Here is a 16,467-nt window from a genome sequence, read left to right as displayed (position 1 = left end):
TCTGGCAGCAACATCGTCCAAGTGGACTACGCGTTCGCTGGGTTGCCTCGGTAGTCCCAACGGACGATGGCAGGCAATGCCCGGCGCCGGACAATCCCTGGCCGATGGCCCCGCGCCGGGGTGCCGTGTGCCAGGGAGCTACGCCGATGATCAGGTGGGACGAATGCTGCGATGTGCTGGTGATCGGGGCGGGGGCTGGCGGCATGACCGCAGCGCTACGGGCCCATGACCTGGGCCTCGACACCTTGCTGATCGAAAAGCGCGACCGCTACGGAGGGCGCTCGGTGGCCACAGCCGGCGTTGTCTGTGTTCACGGCCAGGGGCGGGCGATGCTCGAGTACCTCGAGCGTGACACCCGGGTACGCTTCAGCTCGCTCGAGCCCCAGCCATTCGCCGGCGCCGCCCTGGGCGAGGAATTGCTGCGCCTGCGCGCGCCGTCGCCCGACACCTTGATGATCGGGCGCATGGCCATGACCCTGGACGAAGCGCGGGTGCTGCAGGGGCGCGGCAGGGGCTGGGCGCACCTGGCGATGAAAGTGCTGTGGCGCTACTGGCGTGACCTCGAAGGGCGCAAGCTGTCGCGCCGTGACCGTTTTCTCACCCAAGGCAGCGCCCTGGCCGGCGCCTTGCGTTGCTCGCTGCTCGACCGGCGCGTGCCGCTGTGGCTGAACTGCTCGTTCGAGCAACTGCTGCGGGCCGACCATCGCGTCGCAGGTGCCCGCGTGCTGCGCGACGGGCAATGGCTGAACATCAAGGCGCGCCATGGGCTGGTCATCGCCTCGAGGCATTGCCAGCAAGCGATGCGCCCCGGCCTCACCGGCCTTTATGCCACCGGCGCGGATGCCAGCCTCGGCGCCGCCATGACCCACGGCTACCTGGCCGCCAACCAGATTCACCTCAATAGCCAGCAACGCCAGGGTGAGTTCACCCTGGCCCTGACCGGGAGATAAGCATGCAACAAGACACGCGACAGGTGGCATTGGTAACCGGCGCCAGCCGAGGCGTCGGGCGCGGTATTGCCTTGGCGCTGGGTGAGCAGGGCATGACCGTGTATGTCACCGGCCGGGGGCCGGGGCAGGGTGGTTCGACCCTCTACGGCCATGCCCTGGCGGGCGACCTGCAGGGCGTGGCCGCCGCCATCGAGGCCGCCGGTGGGCGGGGCATCGCAGTGGCGTGCGACCATGGCGACGACGAGCAGGTGCGCGCCCTGTTCGAACGCATCGAGCGCGAAAGTGGGCGGCTGGACCTGCTGGTGAACAACGTTGCCCATGTTCACGACCTGCTGATCGAACCCGGCCCCTTCTGGGAGAAGCCGCTGTCGCTGGTGCGCATTCTCGATGTCGGCCTGCGCTCGGCCTATGTCGCCAGCTACCACGCGGCCCCGCTGTTGTTGCGCAGTCGCCAGGCGCTGGTGTGCTTCACCTCGTCGTTCGGCGCCGGTTGCTACATGCACGGCCCGGCCTATGGCGCGCAGAAGGCCGGCTGCGACAAGCTGGCGGCGGACATGGCCGTCGATTTCGAAGGGCGTGGGGTGGCGGCGGTATCGCTGTGGCTGGGGCCGCAATTGACCGAGCGCACGCGCATTGCCGGGGAGCAGCATGGCGAGCAGTATCGGCAGTTTCTGGAAAATGCCGAGACGCCGGGGTTCAATGGCCGCTTGATCCATGCCCTGCTTAACGACCCGCAGTTGGCCGCCTACAGCGGGCAGACGCTGATCAGTGCCGAGCTCGCACCGCGCTATGGCATCACCGAGGCCGGCGGGCGTCAACCGCCTTCGCACCGGGCGCTGCTGGGTGAGCCACGCCGCCAGCATCCGGCCCGGGTGATCTAGAAGCAGGGCCGCCGTGCGGCCCATCGCCGGCAAGCCGGCTCCCACAGGGTCAAGCGCTGCGAGTTACCTGTGGGAGCCGGCTTGCCGGCGATGGGCTGCACTGCAGCCCCTCAAGCAGGCACCGCCAGCCAACTGCGCAACACCTGCTTGGCCACTTTCCCCGTGGCATTGAGCGGCATCTCATCGAGCACCCGCACCCGCCGCGGCACCTTGTAATTGGCCATCTGCTCCCGGCACCAGGCCAGCACCGCCGCTTCGTCGATCCGCTGCCCCGGCACCGGCAGCAGAAACGCCATCGCCACCTCGCCGAGGCGCTCATCGGCAATGCCGATCACCGCCGCCTGGGCCACCCCCGGGTAGCGCACCAGGGCTTGTTCGATCTCCGCCGGGTACACATTGAAGCCACCGGTGATGAACATGTCCTTCAGCCGGTCGGTGATGCGCAGGTAACCCTCTTCATCGAGCACGCCCACATCCCCGGTGTGCAGCCACCCCTGGTCGTCGATCGCCTCATCGGTGGCCTGTGGGTCATCCAGGTAGCCGCGCATCAGGTTGTAGCCGCGCACCAGCACCTCGCCCGGGGTGTTGGCCGGCACCGGCCGCCCCTGGGGGTCGACACAGCGCACCTGCACATCCGGCATCGCGCGGCCGCAGGTGGTGGCCACCCGCTCGGCGCTGTCGCCGCTGCGGCAGATGGTCACGAACCCGCAGGCCTCGGTCAGCCCGTAAGCGGTGACGATGGTGGCAAAGCCCAGCTCGCTGGCCATGCGCCGGATCATCTCCACCGGGATCGACGCCGCGCCGGTCACGGCCACGCGCAGGCTGCCCAGGTCGTATTCTGCGCGCTGTGGGTGGGCCAGCAGCGACTGGTACAGCGTGGGTGGCCCGGGCAGCACGTTGATGCGCTGCTGCTCGATGCATTCGAGCAGCGCCCGGGTGTCGAACACCTGCTGGGGCAGCAGCGTGCAGCCGCGCATCAAGGCCGCCAGCCAGCCCGCCTTGTAGCCGAAGGAATGGAAGAACGGGTTGACGATCAGGTAGCGGTCGCCCACCTGCAGGCCGACGATTTCGCTCCAGTCGCGCACCACCCGCAGGTTCTGGCCATGGCCACTCATCACGCCCTTGGGCTTGCCCGAGGTGCCGGAGGTGAACAGCAGGTCCGACAGGGTATCGCCGTTCACCTGCTGCTCGCGTTCGCTCAGCCGAGCCTCGCCGACCTGGTCGGCCAGGGCGAGGAACGCCTCCCAGCCCAGGCCGCCGGCCACCTCGCCCTGGGGGCGCAGGTGGATCACCTGGCGCAGCGCAGGCAACGCTTGGCCGGCGAGCAGGGCGGGGTAGTCGGTGTCGAGGAAATGGCTGATGCAGAACAGCACGCAGGTGTCGCTGTCACGCAGCACCTGCGCCGCTTCCGCGCCTTTCATGCGGGTATTGAGCGGCACCAGGGTGGCGCCGACGCTGTGCAGGGCAGCGGCGGCGACGATCCATTCCCACAGGTTGGGCGCCCACACCGCCACCCGCGCCGCCACCGGCACCTCCAATGCCAGCAGGGCACGTGCGGCAAGCCGGCGCAGCTGGTCCAGGCGCTGGTAACTGATGGCCTGGCCGGCCTCTTCGATGGCCGGGCGTTCGCCGTAGGCAGCGGCGGCCAGGGCGAACAGTTGCGGGAAGGTCTGAGCGTTTTCCACGGGCGGCATGCGGCCTCCTCAGGCAGAGGATCGATAATCCAGGGAGATGGCCGGGCCCGCAGGCCCGGCCGTAGGGGTCAGGCGCTTGGCGGGGCGAAGCGGCGGCCGGCGGAGAAGCCACCGTCTACGGCAATCATCTGCCCGCTGACGAACGAGGCATCGTCCGAGGCCAGGAACAGCGCGGCGCTGGCCACTTCTTCCGGTTGCCCCGAGCGGCTGAGCATGTGCTGCGAGGCGAAGAAATCGTGGAAGGCCTGCTGCTCGCGGACCATGCTGGTCATCGGCGTCTCGATCAGGCCAGGGCACAGGCCGTTGACGCGGATGTTGGCGTGGCCGTAGTCGATGGCCATGCTGCGCGTGAGCTGGTTGATCCCGCCCTTGGACACGTTGTACGCCACGTTGCCGTCGCAGCCTTGCAGGCCGAAGATCGAACCGATGTTGATGATCGAGCCGCTGCGCTGGGCCTGCATCTGCCCCAGCACATGCTTGCTGGTGAGCATGCTGCCGGTCAGGTTGATGTCCAGCACGCGCTGCCAGTCGGCGGTATTGGCGCGGGTCACGCTGCCCTGGCTGGCCACGCCGGCGGCGTTGACCAGCACGTCGATGCGGCCAAAGCGCTGGATGACCTCGTTCATCACCTGCTGCACCTGCTCTTCATTGCGCACGTCCAGGGTCATGAACAGGCCAGGGAAATCCGCCGGCGGCTGGCCGACATCCAGCCCGACCACCTGCGCGCCCTCGGCGCAGAAGCGGCGCACGCAGGCCAGGCCGATGCCCGACGCACCTCCGGTGACCACGGCGACCTTGTTTTGCAAACGAGCCATATCCAAACCCTCTGTCTTATTGTTGTGGAGCGTTTCCGCTGGCGAGTCTACCGGTTGCCGAGCCCGCCGGGATCGTCCGCAAGGACTAGATGCATCAGGCGGGGAACTGCACGCGCACGCGAGCCCCCTGCGGATGCCCCTGGCAGGCCAGGGTCCAGCCCGCCTCGAGCTCGGCGCTGCTGAGCACATCGTTGCGGGCCAGTTGCACCTGGCCCTCCGGCACGGTGCACATGCACGCCCCGCAGAAGCCTTCTTCGCACGAGAACGGCACATCGAGCCCGGCCGCGCGGCAACTTTGCAGCAAGGTGTCGCCCGGGCGGGGCACGATCTGGTGCGTGGCGCCATCGAGTTCCACCAGCAGCAACTCGCACCCAGCGCCTTCGGCCACGGCCGCAGCAGGGCTGGGGTCGGCTGGCGAGACGAAGCGCTCCACATGGATGCACTCGCGCGGCTCGCCCAGGGCCAGCAGGGTGGCCTCCACGGTATCCATGAACGGCCCCGGCCCGCAGATGAAGTAGTCCGCGCCGCGCCACTGGCGCACCAGCTGGCGCACCTGGGCCGCCTCCAGGTAGCCCTGCAGCGAGTCCAGCAGGTGCACCACCTGCAGTTGCTCCGGGTGCGCCCGGGCGAGCTGGCGCAGTTCGTCGCGAAAGATCACCGACGCTTCGTCGCGGTTGGCGTACACCAGCAGCACCGGGCGCTGGCCGCTGTGCAGCACGGCCTTGAGCAGGGAGAACACCGGGGTGATCCCCGAGCCGCCGCCAAACAGCACCAGCGGCCGGCTGGTGTCGGCCGCCTGGTGCGGGTCGAGGCAGAAATGCCCGGCCGGAGGCAGCACGTCGAGCCAGTCGCCCACCTGCACGCACTGGTTCATCCAGTTCGACACCCGCCCGCCCTCGACGCGCTTGATGGTCACCTGGGGCCTGGCATCGGTCCACGGCGAGCTGGACATCGAGTAGCAGCGGGTAAGGCGCTGGCCCCCCACGTTCACCCGAAAGCCGAGGAACTGCCCAGGCTTGTAGGCAAAGCGCGCCCGCAGCGCTTCGGGCACCTCGAACACCAGCGAACGGGCGTCGGCGGTCTCGCTGATGATCGCGCACACCTGCAGGCGCAGCTCGCCTGCCGTGGTGCTGGCGCTCGGGGTTGGTTCTGCAGCGGCCAGGGCGCCCATGTCAGATGCCACTGATCAGCTGCGCGTTGTCCACCCGCAGCTCGGCGCCATTGACGAAGCGCGACTCGTCGCTGGCCAGGAACAGCACCACGTTGGCGATATCGCGTGGCGCGCACATGCGGTTCATCGGGTCCTGCTCGAGCACGGCCTGGGGGATCGCCTGGCCGCCGGCCAGGGCCTGGGTCATGGGCGTGTTGACCCCGTCCGGGTGCACGCTGTTGCAGCGGATGCGGTAGCCCTGCTGCTTGCAGTGCAGGGCGATGGAGCGGGTCATGGCCGCCACCGCGCCCTTGGAGGCCGAGTAGGCGCAGAACATCGGCATGGCGCCCAGGGCCGCCACCGACGACATGTTGATGATCGAGCCCCCGCCGGTTTTCTTCATCGCCTCGATGGCGTACTTGCAGCCGAGAAAATACCCGTCGCCGTTGATCTTCTGCACCTTCTGCCACAGCTCGAGGCTGGTGTCCTCGATGGTGCCCATGGCCAGGATCGCGGCATTGTTGACCAGCACATCGAGGCGGCCGAAGTGCTCAAGGGTGGTGGCGATCACGCGCTGCCAGTCGCTTTCGCTGGCGATGTCGTGCTTGATGAACAGGGCGTTTTCGCCAATCTGCGCGGCCACTTCGCGGCCGGCCTGGTCGTTGAGGTCGGTGAGCACCACGCGGGCACCTTGGCTGGCCAGCAGCAGGGCATCTTCACGGCCGATGCCGCTGGCGGCGCCGGTGACCAGGCAGACTTTTCCTTCTACACGTTGCATGGGTGTACTCCTTGGGGGCTAGGGTGGCTGGCATGGCGCTGGGCAACGTGGGCCGCCGCGCGCCTGCCAGAAAACACACAATCGGCCAGGGACAGGCCGGAGACATACAGGTTGGAAGCCACGCCCACCGCACAACGGCCGGCGGCGTACAGGCCGGTGATCGGCTGGCCCCGTTCATCGAGCACCTGGCCGCTCTGCTCGCAGACCTGCAGGCCGCCGAGGGTCAGGGTCGGGCAGGGGTAGAGGCGGCTGTCATAGGACAGGTCCAGGCAGTACCAGGGGCCGTGGCTGAGGTCGTGGCGCATCGCCGGCGACTTGCCCAGCGGGTCGTCGATTTCGCCACGGGCGGCGCGGCCATAGCCTTGCACACTGTCGCGCAGGGCCTGGGCCGGCAGCTTGCAGCGTTTGGCAAGTTGTTCGAGGGTGTTGCCGCGCCGGCAGTTGAACAGCAGGTTGAGCAGCACCGGCAGGCGCTGGAACGCCCACACCTTGCCCGGCCCCACCTGGCGCAGGGCCTGGTTGCGCAGCGGGCGGTCAAGGATCAGCAGGGCGCGGCCGTCGTGCTTCTCGACCATTTCGTGGCCGAGGGTGGCGCCGTACACCTCTTCATTGCAGTAGCGCTCGCCACGGCCATCGACGATCAGCCCACGGGCCCAGGCCAGCGGCGGGTTGATGAAGCGCCAGGCGCTGACCATGTGCATCTGCCCAAGGCTCCCCCCGGCACTGCGGCCCAATTCGATGCCGCTGCCGTCGCAAGCGCTGCTGCCCAGCGGCAGGCCTTGCAGGTAGCGGGGTGCGTACTGCTGCATGAGCGTGCGGTTGAACACGAAGCCGCCGCTGCTCAGCAGCACGCCGTGGCGCGCGCGTATCAATAGCGGTTGAGCGGATGCCTGCTCGATGCGTTGCAGGCGTGCCCGCAAGCGCGCAGAAATGCCCGGCGCGTACATGTGCACCGCCGCCGCCCATCGCGACAGCCGGGCATGTTGGCGGGCTGCGCGGCTACCCGGGGGCAGCTGCCAGGCCTCCACTCCCACCACCTGGGCATGCTGGTCGATCACCAGCCGGCGCACCTGGCACTGGGTGCGCACCGCCACGCCCTGGCGCCGGGCGCTGTCGGCCAGCGCCGCGAACAGGCTGGCGCCGGACAGGCCCGAACCTTTGGCGCGGTGCCCGCGTGGCGCGGGAGCGGCGAGGGCGGCATAGGCCGGCACGGCTTCGTTGCCGGAGTAATAGAGGGAGTAGCGGTCGCTGGGGTAGGACGTCTTGTGCGGCGCCATGCTGCCCTCGAACACCACGCCCTGGCGCTCCAGCCAGCTCAAGTGTTCGGCGCTGGCCTCGCAGAAGCGGCGCAGCGTCTGTTCGCTGACGGCGTCGCCAACCTCCTGGCGCAGGTAGGCGCACATGGCCTCGGGGCTGTCCTGGTAGCCGGCCTGGCGCTGTTGCGGCGTACCGCCCCCGGCATACACCACGCCGCCACTGAGCGCGGTGGCGCCGCCCCCGGCGAAGCGCTCCAGGGCCAGCACCGCGAGGCCGCGGCTGGCCGCCTCGATGGCCGCGCTGGCGCCTGCGCCACCGAAGCCGACCACCACCAGGTCGGCGTGCTGTTGCCATTGCAGCTGCTCGGCGTGCGCGACCCGCAGCGGTGCCATCACCGCCGGCGCTGTCATGGCCGCCTCAGCCGGCACTGGCCGCGAGCGGCACAGGTTGCGCGGTGGTGGTGTAGTGGCCGTCCAGGTACACCAGCGGGGTGATGGTCGGGGTGGTGTGAATGCGCAGGATGCGGCCGATGAAGATGGTGTGGGTGCCGTAGGCGAACTGGCCGTCCTGGCGGCAGAGGATCGACGACTGGGCGTCGGCCAGGTAGGGGATGCCTTCGTCGCTGGTCAGCCACTGGCCCTGGCCGAAGCGCGCCTCGCCCTTGATGCTGCCGCTGCACAGGTGGGCCAGGTGCTGCTGCTCCAGGCCCAGGATGTTCACGCAAAAGCCTGCGCCTGCGGCCAGTGCCGCGTGGGGGGAGGCGCTCTGGTTGACGCAGATCAGCAGCGACGGCGGTTCGGTGCTCAGCGAATCGACCGCGGTCGCCGCCATGGCAAAGCGCTGGCTGCCGTCGCTGGTGCTGATGATGGTGACGGACTTGGCCAGGCGGCGCATGGCCTGGAGCATGTCGGCTTTGAGTGAGTTGTCGTTCATCGCACGGCCTCGGTGTTGGCGGGTTCAGTGCGATGAATTCTTGCAACCGCGGCAATGCCCAACATCGTCCGAGGGGACTAGTCGATGCGCCGCGCGCATGGTCCGTTTGAGGGATGCCGAACCCTGTATGCCTTGTTGCAATGCCGGCGGTGGAGGCTCCAGCGCCTCTCTCGCATGCGCTCCGGCGAACGGGGCGATTAGAGGAGAACAACAAGATGAACAACCACCTCACGCGTGAAACCCTGCTGCAGCGCGCCCGCGAACTGGTGCCGGTGCTGCGCGAGCGCGCCGCCCAGGCCGCCCAGGCTGGCCGCCTGCCAGAGGAAACCATCGCCGACTTTCACGAGGCAGGCTTCTTTCGCATTCTCCAGCCAGCCCGTTGGCAGGGCCTGGAGCTGGAACCCAAAGACTTCTTCGAAGTGCAGATGATCCTTGCCGAAGGCTGCATGTCGTCGGCCTGGGTGCTGGGCGTGGTGGCCATCCACAACTGGCAACTGGCGCTGTTCGACGACCGCGCGGCGCAGGATGTGTGGGGGCACAGCAGCAGCGTGCTGATTTCTTCGTCCTACATGCCGGTAGGCAAGGTCGAGCGGGTCGAGGGCGGCTTTCGCCTGAGCGGCCGCTGGGGGTTTTCCTCTGGCAGCAAGCACTGCCAGTGGGCCTTCCTCGGCGCGCTGGTACCGCCGCAGACGCCGGGCGGCGCGCCGGACTATCGCACCTTCCTGGTGCCCAGCAGCGACTACCAGGTGCTCGATAACTGGAACGTCATGGGCCTGGAAGCCACCGGCTCCCACGACGTGCAGGTCGACAACGCCTTCGTGCCCGAATACCGCACCCACCGGGCCGCCGACGGCTTCATGCAGCAGAGCCCGGGCAACCAGGTGAACACCGCGGCGCTGTATCGCCTGCCGTTCGGGCAGATCTTCGTGCGTGCGGTGTCGACCTCGGCGATCGGTGCCTTGCAGGGCGCGGTGGACCACTTCATCGCCCATAACCGCGCGCGGGTGGCCGTCAACGATGGCCGCAAGGTGCTCCAGGACCCGGCCGCGCAGAGCGCGCTGGCCAACGCCATGGTCTGCGTCGACGAGTGCCGCACGGTGCTGCTGCGCAACTTCGAGCTGATGCTCGAAAGCGCCCGTGCCGGCACCGCGCTGGCCATGCAGCTGCGGGTCAGGATGCGCTACGACTCGGCGCTGGTGGTCGAGCGCTGCGCCAAGGCGGTGGCCGAGCTGATGTTCAACAGCGGCGCATCGACCATCTTCCACGACCACCCGATCAACCGCGCCTTCCGCGACATCCACACCGGCCGCGCCCACGTGGCCAACAGCCCGGCCAAGTACGCCTGGAACCTGGGCGCGGTGAGCATGGGCCAGGACAGCACCGACTTCTTCCTCTGAGCGCGCCGGGCGCTCACCGGTTTCGGCTAGTCCATTTGTGGGATTCGAGCGCCCGGGCAATGCCCGAGGATGTGATCAAGGCCGGGCTCCCGGCCACGTCTGCAGAACAACAAGGAAAGGCACATGAAATTCTCGCTGATATACGAAGCCCAGACCATCGATGCCAGCCGCGAGGGTGACCGCAAGATCTTCGATGACACCGTCGAGCAGGCGGTGCTGGCCGACCAGCTGGGCTTCGACACCTTCTGGTGCGTGGAGCACACCGCGCTGACCAACTACTCGCACATGTCCGCCCCCGAAACCATGCTGGCCTTCGTCGCCGGCAAGACCGAGCGCATCGGCATCGGCCATGGCGTGGTCTGCCTGCCGCCGGCGATGAACCACCCGGTGAAGGTGGCCGAGCGCATCGCCACCCTCGACCTGCTGTCCAAGGGCCGCGTGCATTTTGGCGTGGGCAAGGGCGGCACCCAGCAGGAGGCCGGCACCTTCGGCTACGACCTGGCGACCCTGCAGCCGCAGATCGACGAGGCCATGTACCTGATCCCGAAAATGTTCGTGCAGGACGAAATCGAGCACCACGGCGACTTCGTCAAGATCCCCAAGCGGCCGATCCACCCCAAGCCCTACCAGGACCCGCACCCGCCGATGTACCTGGCCTGCACCAACACCGACTCGCTGAAGAACGCCGGTGGGCGCGGCATGGGCGCGCTGGTGCTGGGCTTCGGCGGCCCGGAGGAAATCGCCAAGAAGGTTGCGGTGTACCACGAGGCGTTCGACAACCGTGACGAGCGCAAGCAGGTGGGCTTTCGCCCCAACCGCCACATCGCCGCGCTGTGCCCGGCGATCGTCCTGGACGACAACGAGCAGGCCCGCCACATCGGTATCCGTGGCCAGCGCTACTTCATGGAGTCGCTGGGCTACTGGTACGGCGGCGGCGAACGCCCGGACCCGGAAAAGTGGAAGGACGACACCTATGTCGATGGCAACGGCCAGGCGGTGATCAAGTCGCGCTTCGCCTCCGAGGAAGTGCGCGTCGATTTCTCCGACCCGACCATGGCGATGATGAACCCCAACCACGCCTACGGCACCGTCGAGGACTGCATCGGCTATGTGCAGCGGCTGATCGATGCCGGCGCCGACGAGATCCTGTTCATCTGCCAGATGGGCACCGTGCCGCAGTGGGCGCAGCTGGAGACCCTGCGCAACATCGGCGAGAAAGTCATCCCGCACTTCCGTAAACAGCAGTAACCAGACGAGGAGACGGCACATGGATATCCGTGGCCTGGGGTATGTCACCGTGCAATCGCGCGACCTGCAGCAATGGCGCCACTACGCCAGCCAGGTGCTGGGCATGATGGTGGTCGAGGACGCGTCCGGCGAGCGCCTGTTGCTGAAGATGGACGAGCGCCCTTACCGCATCCTGGTGCAGCACAGCACCCAGGACGGCTTCGGCGCCTGCGGCTGGGAGGTGGCCAGCCAGGCCGCTTTCGACCAGGCCGTGGCCGAGCTGCGCGCCGGCGGCGTGAGCGTGGAGCAGGGCGATGCCGGCCAGTGCGCCCAGCGCCGGGTCCAGGCGCTGGCGCTGTTCGCCGACCCGGACGGCAACCGCCACGAGCTGTACTGGGGGCCGAAGCAGGACTTTGCCCGCTTCGTCTCGCCGGTCGGCGTGCGTGGTTTCGTCAGCGACGCGCTGGGCATGGGCCACGTGGTGCTGCCGGCGCCGACCTTCGAACGCTGCCGCGATTTCTACGAGCAGCTGATGGGTCTTGGCCTCTCGGACCTGATGAAAGTGCGCTTCACCGCCGACCCGGCCGAGCCGGAAAAACGCATCCACTTCATGCACTGCAACAACGGCCGCCACCACTCCCTGGCGATCTTCGAATGCCCGGTGGCCAGCGGCTGCGTGCACCTGATGGTCGAGGTCGATGGCCTCGACGAAGTCGGCCGCGCCCTGGACCGCCTGCACGCCCACGGCGTGCAGCTGACCGCCACCCTCGGCCAGCACACCAACGACCAGATGATCTCCTTCTACATGCGCACGCCTTCGGGTTTCGACCTGGAATACGGCTGCGACGGGCTGGTGGTCGACTGGAGCCGCCACACGCCGTTCGAGAGCACCGTGGTCAGCCAGTGGGGCCATGACTTCAGCGTCGGCCGCCAATGAGGACAGTACCGATGGACAAACAGATGACCACCGCGCAGATGGTCGCCCAGCTGCACGACGGCATGACCCTCGGCATCGGTGGCTGGGGCCCGCGGCGCAAGCCGATGGCGCTGGTGCGCGAGATCCTGCGCTCTGGCCTCAAGGACCTGACCATCGTCGCCTACGGCGGCGCCGATGTCGGCATGCTGTGCGCCGCCGGCAAGGTGAAGAAGCTGGTGTTCGCCTTCGTCTCGCTGGATTTCATCCCCCTGGAGCCGCACTTTCGCAAGGCGCGCCAGGACGGCGCCATCGAGGTGATGGAAATCGACGAAGGCATGCTGCTGCTGGGCCTGCGCGCGGCGGCGATGAACGTGCCGTTCATCCCCACGGCCGTGGGCCTGGGCACCGACGTGCTGCGCTGCAACCCGGGCATCGAGCTGGTGGCCTCGCCTTATGCCGACGGCCGTGACTGGGTGGCCATGCCGGCGCTCAAGCTCGACGCCGCGCTGGTGCACGTGGACCGCGCCGATGCCCGTGGCGTCTGCCAGATCGCCGGCCCCGACCATTACATGGACGACCTGTTCGTACGGGCCGCGGCGCGCACCTATGTCACCTGCGACGAACTGGTGCCCAGCGACTGGTTCCATGCCGAACCCTCCCGTGCACGGCAGGTGTTCTGGGAGCGCAACCTCACCACCGCGCTCGCCCATGTGCCGGGCGGCGCCCACCCCTCGTCCTGCGCGCCGCTGTATGGCTTCGACGTGCCGCACTTCAAGGATTACGCCGCCTCGGCGCAAAGCGAGCAGGCGTGGCAGGCCTATGTCGAGCGCTACGTGGGCTGCTCCCACGCCCAGTACCTGGAACGTTGCGGCGGCCTTGCGGCCATCCGCCAACTGCCCCTGCCGGTTTTCTAAGCGAGGAACGCCATGACCACCGCTAACACCTACAGCCTCGCCGAACTGATGATCTGCGCCGCCGCCCAGGCGTGGCGCGACGACGGCGAGGTGCTGGCCACCGGCATCGGCGTGATCCCGCGCCTGGCCGCGTCGCTGAGCATGCTCGACAGCAACCCCCAGCTGATGATGACCGACTCGGAAGCCTACCTGGTCGCCGAGCCGGTGCCGGTCGGGCCACGCAACGGCCATGAACCCAGACGCGACAGCTGGATGGGCTTCTCGCGGATTTTCGACAACGTCTGGAGCGGCAAGCGCCACGCCATGATCGGGCCGATCCAGGTCGACCGCTTCGGCCAGGCCAACCTCTCGTGCATCGGCGACTACCGCAAGCCCAAGTCGCAGATGCTCGGCGTGCGTGGCCTGCCGGGCAACTCCATCAGCCATGCCAACTCGTTCTACGTGCCCAGCCACAACCGCCGGGTGTTCGTCGAAGGCGAGTGCGACATGGTCTCGTCGGTGGGCTACAACCCGGCGCGCCTGGCCCGCGGCTGGGCGCTGGAAGACATCGACATCCGCCTGATCGTCACCGACCTGTGCGTGCTGGACTTCCTCGGGCCCCGGCACCAGGTGCGGGTGCGCTCGCTGCACCCGGGGGTCAGCCTGGACGAGGTGCGCGACAACACAGGTTTTGCCCTGCATGTACCCGAGCAGGTGCCGCTCACCACGGCGCCCAGCGCGGCGCAGCTGCAACTGATCCAGCGGCTGGACCCCCATGGCCTGCGCGCCAGCCAGCTCAAGGGCAACCCGCCAGGCCAGCGCTGAGCCGCCGACGGCCAACACCTCGAACCGGAGTAGCAGCAATGAGCGAGCAACACAACACACACGCCGATGAGGTGGTGCTGTACGAAGTGCGGGGTGCGGTGGCCCTGGTGACCATGAACCGGCCCGAGTTCCACAACGCGCAGAACTCACGCATGACCTATGCCCTGGATGCGGCCTTCGCCCGCGCCTGCGCCGATGATGCGGTGAAGGCCATCGTGCTGCGTGGCGCGGGCAAGCACTTCTCGGCCGGCCACGACATCGGCACCCCGGGGCGCGACGTGGACCAGAGCTTCGACCGCGTCAGCCTGTGGTACGACCACGTCAACAAGCCCGGCGGCGAGTTTCTCTACGCCCGCGAACAGGAGGTGTACCTGGGCATGTGCCGGCGCTGGCGCGACATGCCCAAGCCGACCATCGCCATGGTCCAGGGCGCGTGCATTGCCGGCGGCCTGATGCTGGCCTGGGTCTGCGACCTGATCGTCGCCAGCGACGACGCCTGGTTCCGCGACCCGGTGGTGCGCATGGGCATCCCGGGGGTGGAGTACTTCGCCCATGTGCACGAACTGAACCCGCGCATCGCCAAGGAATTCCTGCTGCTGGGCAACCCCATGCCGGCGGCCCGCGCCTACCAGATGGGCATGCTCAACCGGGTGGTGCCGCGCGAGCAATTGGAGCAGCAAACCCTGGCCATGGCCGAGCAGCTGGCACAGATGCCGCGCCTGGGCCTGCAGCTGGCCAAGCAGGCGGTCAACAACGCCGAGGACCTGATGGGCAAGCGCGCCACCATGGACATGGTGTTCGGCCTGCACCACTTCGCCCATGCCCACAACGAATTGACCTGCGGCGACCGCCTGGGCGGCCACGACGCCCGCTCCATGGCCAGCGCCCAGCGTGAAACGGGGAGGGCGTGAGATGGCGGTGTCACTGCAGACGCGCCTGACCGCCTTGCTCGGTTGCCGCTACCCGATCGTCCAGACGGCCATGGGCTGGGTCGCCGACCCGCGCCTGGTGGCCGCCACCTGCAACGCCGGGGGCTTTGGCTTTCTCGCCGGGGCAACCATCGAGCCGCGGCAGATGGAGGCGGCGATCGTCGAAACCCGGCGCCTCACCGACCAGCCGTTCGGCGTCAACTTCCACATGTACCAGGCCAACGCCGCCGACATCGTCGAGCTGGTGCTGCGCCACCAGGTGCGCGCCGTCAGCTACAGCCGCTCGCCGGGCAAGCAGATGGTCGCCCGCCTCAAGGACGCTGGCGTTGTCTGCATGCCCACCGTCGGCGCCCTCAAGCACGCGCAAAAGGCCGTGGAGATGGGCGCCGACGTGGTCACCGTGCAGGGCGGCGAGGGCGGTGGCCACACCGGCGCCGTGCCGACCGCAATGCTGCTGGGCCAGGTGCTCGATGCGGTGCAGGTGCCGGTGGTGGCCGCAGGCGGCTTCAAGGATGGCCGTGGCCTGGTGGCCGCCCTGGCCCAGGGCGCCGAGGGCATCGCCATGGGCACGCGCTTTCTGATGAGTGCCGAAAGCCCGGTGCCAGCAGCCACGCTGGCGCGTTACCTGGCGGTGCGTGACCCGGCCCAGGTGATCGTCAGCCGGGCCATCGATGGCATGCCGCAACGCATGATCCGCAACGAGCTGCTGGATGCGCTGGAGTCCGGCGGCAGCCTGCGCCGCTGGCTGCTGGCGCTGCGCAGCGGCCTGGCCTACCGCCGCCACACTGGCCTGGGCCTGGGCCAGCTGCTGGGCAGCGCGCTGAAGATGCGCCAGGGCGCCGGCTTGAGCGCCGCCCAGAGCCTGATGGCCGCCAACGCACCGATGGTGATCCAGAAGGCCATGGTCGAAGGCCTGCCTGCCGAGGGCGTGCTGCCCGCCGGGCAAGTGGCCGCCGGCATCGACAGCCTGCCCCGCTGCGCCGAATTGATAGAGCAGATCGTCCAGGACGCCGAGCGCCACCTGGACGCGCTGTACCGCCGACTTTCCTGAGGGGGAATCCCGATGCAAGCATTCAGCGTCAACATCGACCAGGGCATTGCCGAACTGGTGTTCGATCACCCGCCGGTCAATGCCTTCAACAGCCAGGGCTGGGCCGACATTGCCCGCACCCTGGAGGAGCTGGGCCGCAACGACAAGGTTCGGGTGATCGTCATCCGCGCCGAGGGCCGCGGCTTCTGCGCCGGGGTCGACATCAAGGAGCTGGCCGCCGACGCCAACCTGATCGTGGCGGTCAATAAGGGCAACTACGACACCTTCAAGGCCATCCACCGCAACCCGCTGCCGGTGATCGTCGCCGTGCACGGCTTCGTGCTGGGCGGCGGCATCGGCATCTGCGGCGCCGCCGACATCCTGGTGGCCGCCGACTGCGCCCGCTTCGGCGTGCCCGAGGTGGACCGTGGCGCCATGGGTGGCGGCGCGCACCTGCAGCGTTTGTTCCCGGTGCAGAAGGTGCGCCACATGTACTTCACCGGCGCCATGATCGACGCCGCCGAGGCCTACCGCCTGGGCGCCGTGGAGCGCGTGGTGCCGCGTGAGCAGCTGCGCGAGGCGGCGCTGCAGATCGCCGCGTCCATCGCCGGCAAGAGCGCGGCGATGATCCGCCTCGCCAAAGAGGCGCTCAACGGTATCGAGGACGGCAACCTCGAAGACAAGTACCGCCGCGAACAGGGCTTCACCCTGGAAGCGTACCGGGCCCAGGACTCCCAGGAAGCGCGCGACTCGTTCGTCGAGAAGCGCAGCGCCCAATTCAACGGCTGAGGG

The 16,467-nt window shown here is 68.4% G+C and carries 16 protein-coding genes; 10 read left to right on the top strand and 6 right to left on the bottom strand.

Going from position 1 to position 16,467, the window contains the following annotated elements:
- The first annotated feature begins 146 nt into the window (after positions 1-146).
- Both L6D75_RS08525 and L6D75_RS08520 read left to right on the top strand, forming a co-directional pair.
- Positions 147-950, top strand: a complete 804-nt coding sequence (locus L6D75_RS08525; RefSeq protein WP_176513384.1) for an FAD-dependent oxidoreductase — start codon at positions 147-149, stop codon at positions 948-950.
- Positions 951-952: 2 nt separating this feature from the next.
- Positions 953-1,831, top strand: coding sequence for an SDR family NAD(P)-dependent oxidoreductase (locus L6D75_RS08520; protein WP_176513382.1), 879 nt, complete (start codon positions 953-955; stop codon positions 1,829-1,831).
- Positions 1,832-1,941: 110 nt separating this feature from the next.
- Here L6D75_RS08520 and L6D75_RS08515 read toward each other — a convergent pair whose 3' ends face one another.
- The 6 genes from L6D75_RS08515 to L6D75_RS08490 form a co-directional block, all read right to left on the bottom strand.
- Positions 1,942-3,525 carry a FadD3 family acyl-CoA ligase gene (locus L6D75_RS08515; protein ID WP_176513380.1) on the bottom strand — a complete coding sequence of 528 codons (1,584 nt, stop codon included), beginning with the start codon at positions 3,523-3,525 and terminating at the stop codon, positions 1,942-1,944.
- Positions 3,526-3,593: 68 nt separating this feature from the next.
- Positions 3,594-4,340: an SDR family NAD(P)-dependent oxidoreductase gene (locus L6D75_RS08510; RefSeq protein ID WP_176513378.1), complete on the bottom strand. Its 747-nt coding sequence runs from the start codon at positions 4,338-4,340 to the stop codon at positions 3,594-3,596.
- Positions 4,341-4,434: 94 nt separating this feature from the next.
- On the bottom strand, positions 4,435-5,511 hold the full coding sequence (locus tag L6D75_RS08505; protein ID WP_176513376.1) for a ferredoxin--NADP reductase: 1,077 nt from the start codon (positions 5,509-5,511) through the stop codon (positions 4,435-4,437).
- Between the two features lies 1 nt (position 5,512).
- Positions 5,513-6,268 (bottom strand): glucose 1-dehydrogenase, encoded by a 756-nt coding sequence (locus L6D75_RS08500; protein WP_176513373.1) that lies wholly within the window; start codon positions 6,266-6,268, stop codon positions 5,513-5,515.
- Positions 6,256-7,935 carry an FAD-binding protein gene (locus L6D75_RS08495; protein ID WP_176513371.1) on the bottom strand — a complete coding sequence of 560 codons (1,680 nt, stop codon included), beginning with the start codon at positions 7,933-7,935 and terminating at the stop codon, positions 6,256-6,258. Before L6D75_RS08495 ends, L6D75_RS08500 begins: the two co-directional genes overlap by 13 nt.
- A 7-nt stretch (positions 7,936-7,942) precedes the next feature.
- Complete coding sequence (locus tag L6D75_RS08490; protein ID WP_176513369.1) at positions 7,943-8,458, bottom strand: flavin reductase family protein; 516 nt, start codon at positions 8,456-8,458, stop codon at positions 7,943-7,945.
- 215 nt (positions 8,459-8,673) lie between these two features.
- Here L6D75_RS08490 and L6D75_RS08485 point away from each other — a divergent pair, with 215 nt between their 5' ends.
- The 8 genes from L6D75_RS08485 (at position 8,674) to L6D75_RS08450 (ending at position 16,464) form a co-directional block, all read left to right on the top strand.
- Positions 8,674-9,855 (top strand): acyl-CoA dehydrogenase family protein, encoded by a 1,182-nt coding sequence (locus L6D75_RS08485; RefSeq protein ID WP_176513367.1) that lies wholly within the window; start codon positions 8,674-8,676, stop codon positions 9,853-9,855.
- A 123-nt stretch (positions 9,856-9,978) separates the two neighbouring features.
- Positions 9,979-11,103 carry an LLM class flavin-dependent oxidoreductase gene (locus L6D75_RS08480; protein ID WP_176513364.1) on the top strand — a complete coding sequence of 375 codons (1,125 nt, stop codon included), beginning with the start codon at positions 9,979-9,981 and terminating at the stop codon, positions 11,101-11,103.
- Between the two features lie 19 nt (positions 11,104-11,122).
- Positions 11,123-12,019: a VOC family protein gene (locus L6D75_RS08475; RefSeq protein ID WP_176513363.1), complete on the top strand. Its 897-nt coding sequence runs from the start codon at positions 11,123-11,125 to the stop codon at positions 12,017-12,019.
- An 11-nt stretch (positions 12,020-12,030) separates the two neighbouring features.
- Complete coding sequence (locus L6D75_RS08470; RefSeq protein WP_176513361.1) at positions 12,031-12,912, top strand: CoA transferase subunit A; 882 nt, start codon at positions 12,031-12,033, stop codon at positions 12,910-12,912.
- 12 nt (positions 12,913-12,924) lie between these two features.
- Entirely contained in the window at positions 12,925-13,716 is a 792-nt protein-coding gene (locus L6D75_RS08465) for a CoA-transferase subunit beta (protein ID WP_176513359.1), read from the top strand.
- Positions 13,717-13,754: 38 nt separating this feature from the next.
- The gene (locus tag L6D75_RS08460) at positions 13,755-14,627 is read left to right on the top strand and encodes an enoyl-CoA hydratase (protein WP_176513357.1); all 873 of its coding nucleotides are present in this window, start codon (positions 13,755-13,757) and stop codon (positions 14,625-14,627) included.
- A gap of 1 nt (position 14,628) precedes the next feature.
- Positions 14,629-15,696, top strand: a complete 1,068-nt coding sequence (locus L6D75_RS08455) for an NAD(P)H-dependent flavin oxidoreductase (protein ID WP_176513354.1) — start codon at positions 14,629-14,631, stop codon at positions 15,694-15,696.
- Positions 15,697-15,708: 12 nt separating this feature from the next.
- Positions 15,709-16,464, top strand: a complete 756-nt coding sequence (locus tag L6D75_RS08450) for an enoyl-CoA hydratase family protein (protein ID WP_176513352.1) — start codon at positions 15,709-15,711, stop codon at positions 16,462-16,464.
- Positions 16,465-16,467: the final 3 nt, after the last annotated feature.

The sequence above is a fragment of the Pseudomonas faucium genome (assembly GCF_021602585.1).
Classification (GTDB): Bacteria; Pseudomonadota; Gammaproteobacteria; order Pseudomonadales; family Pseudomonadaceae; genus Aquipseudomonas; species Aquipseudomonas faucium.
The sequence above is the reverse complement of the archived record's forward strand: the minus strand, read 5'-3'. Positions and strand labels throughout refer to the sequence as shown.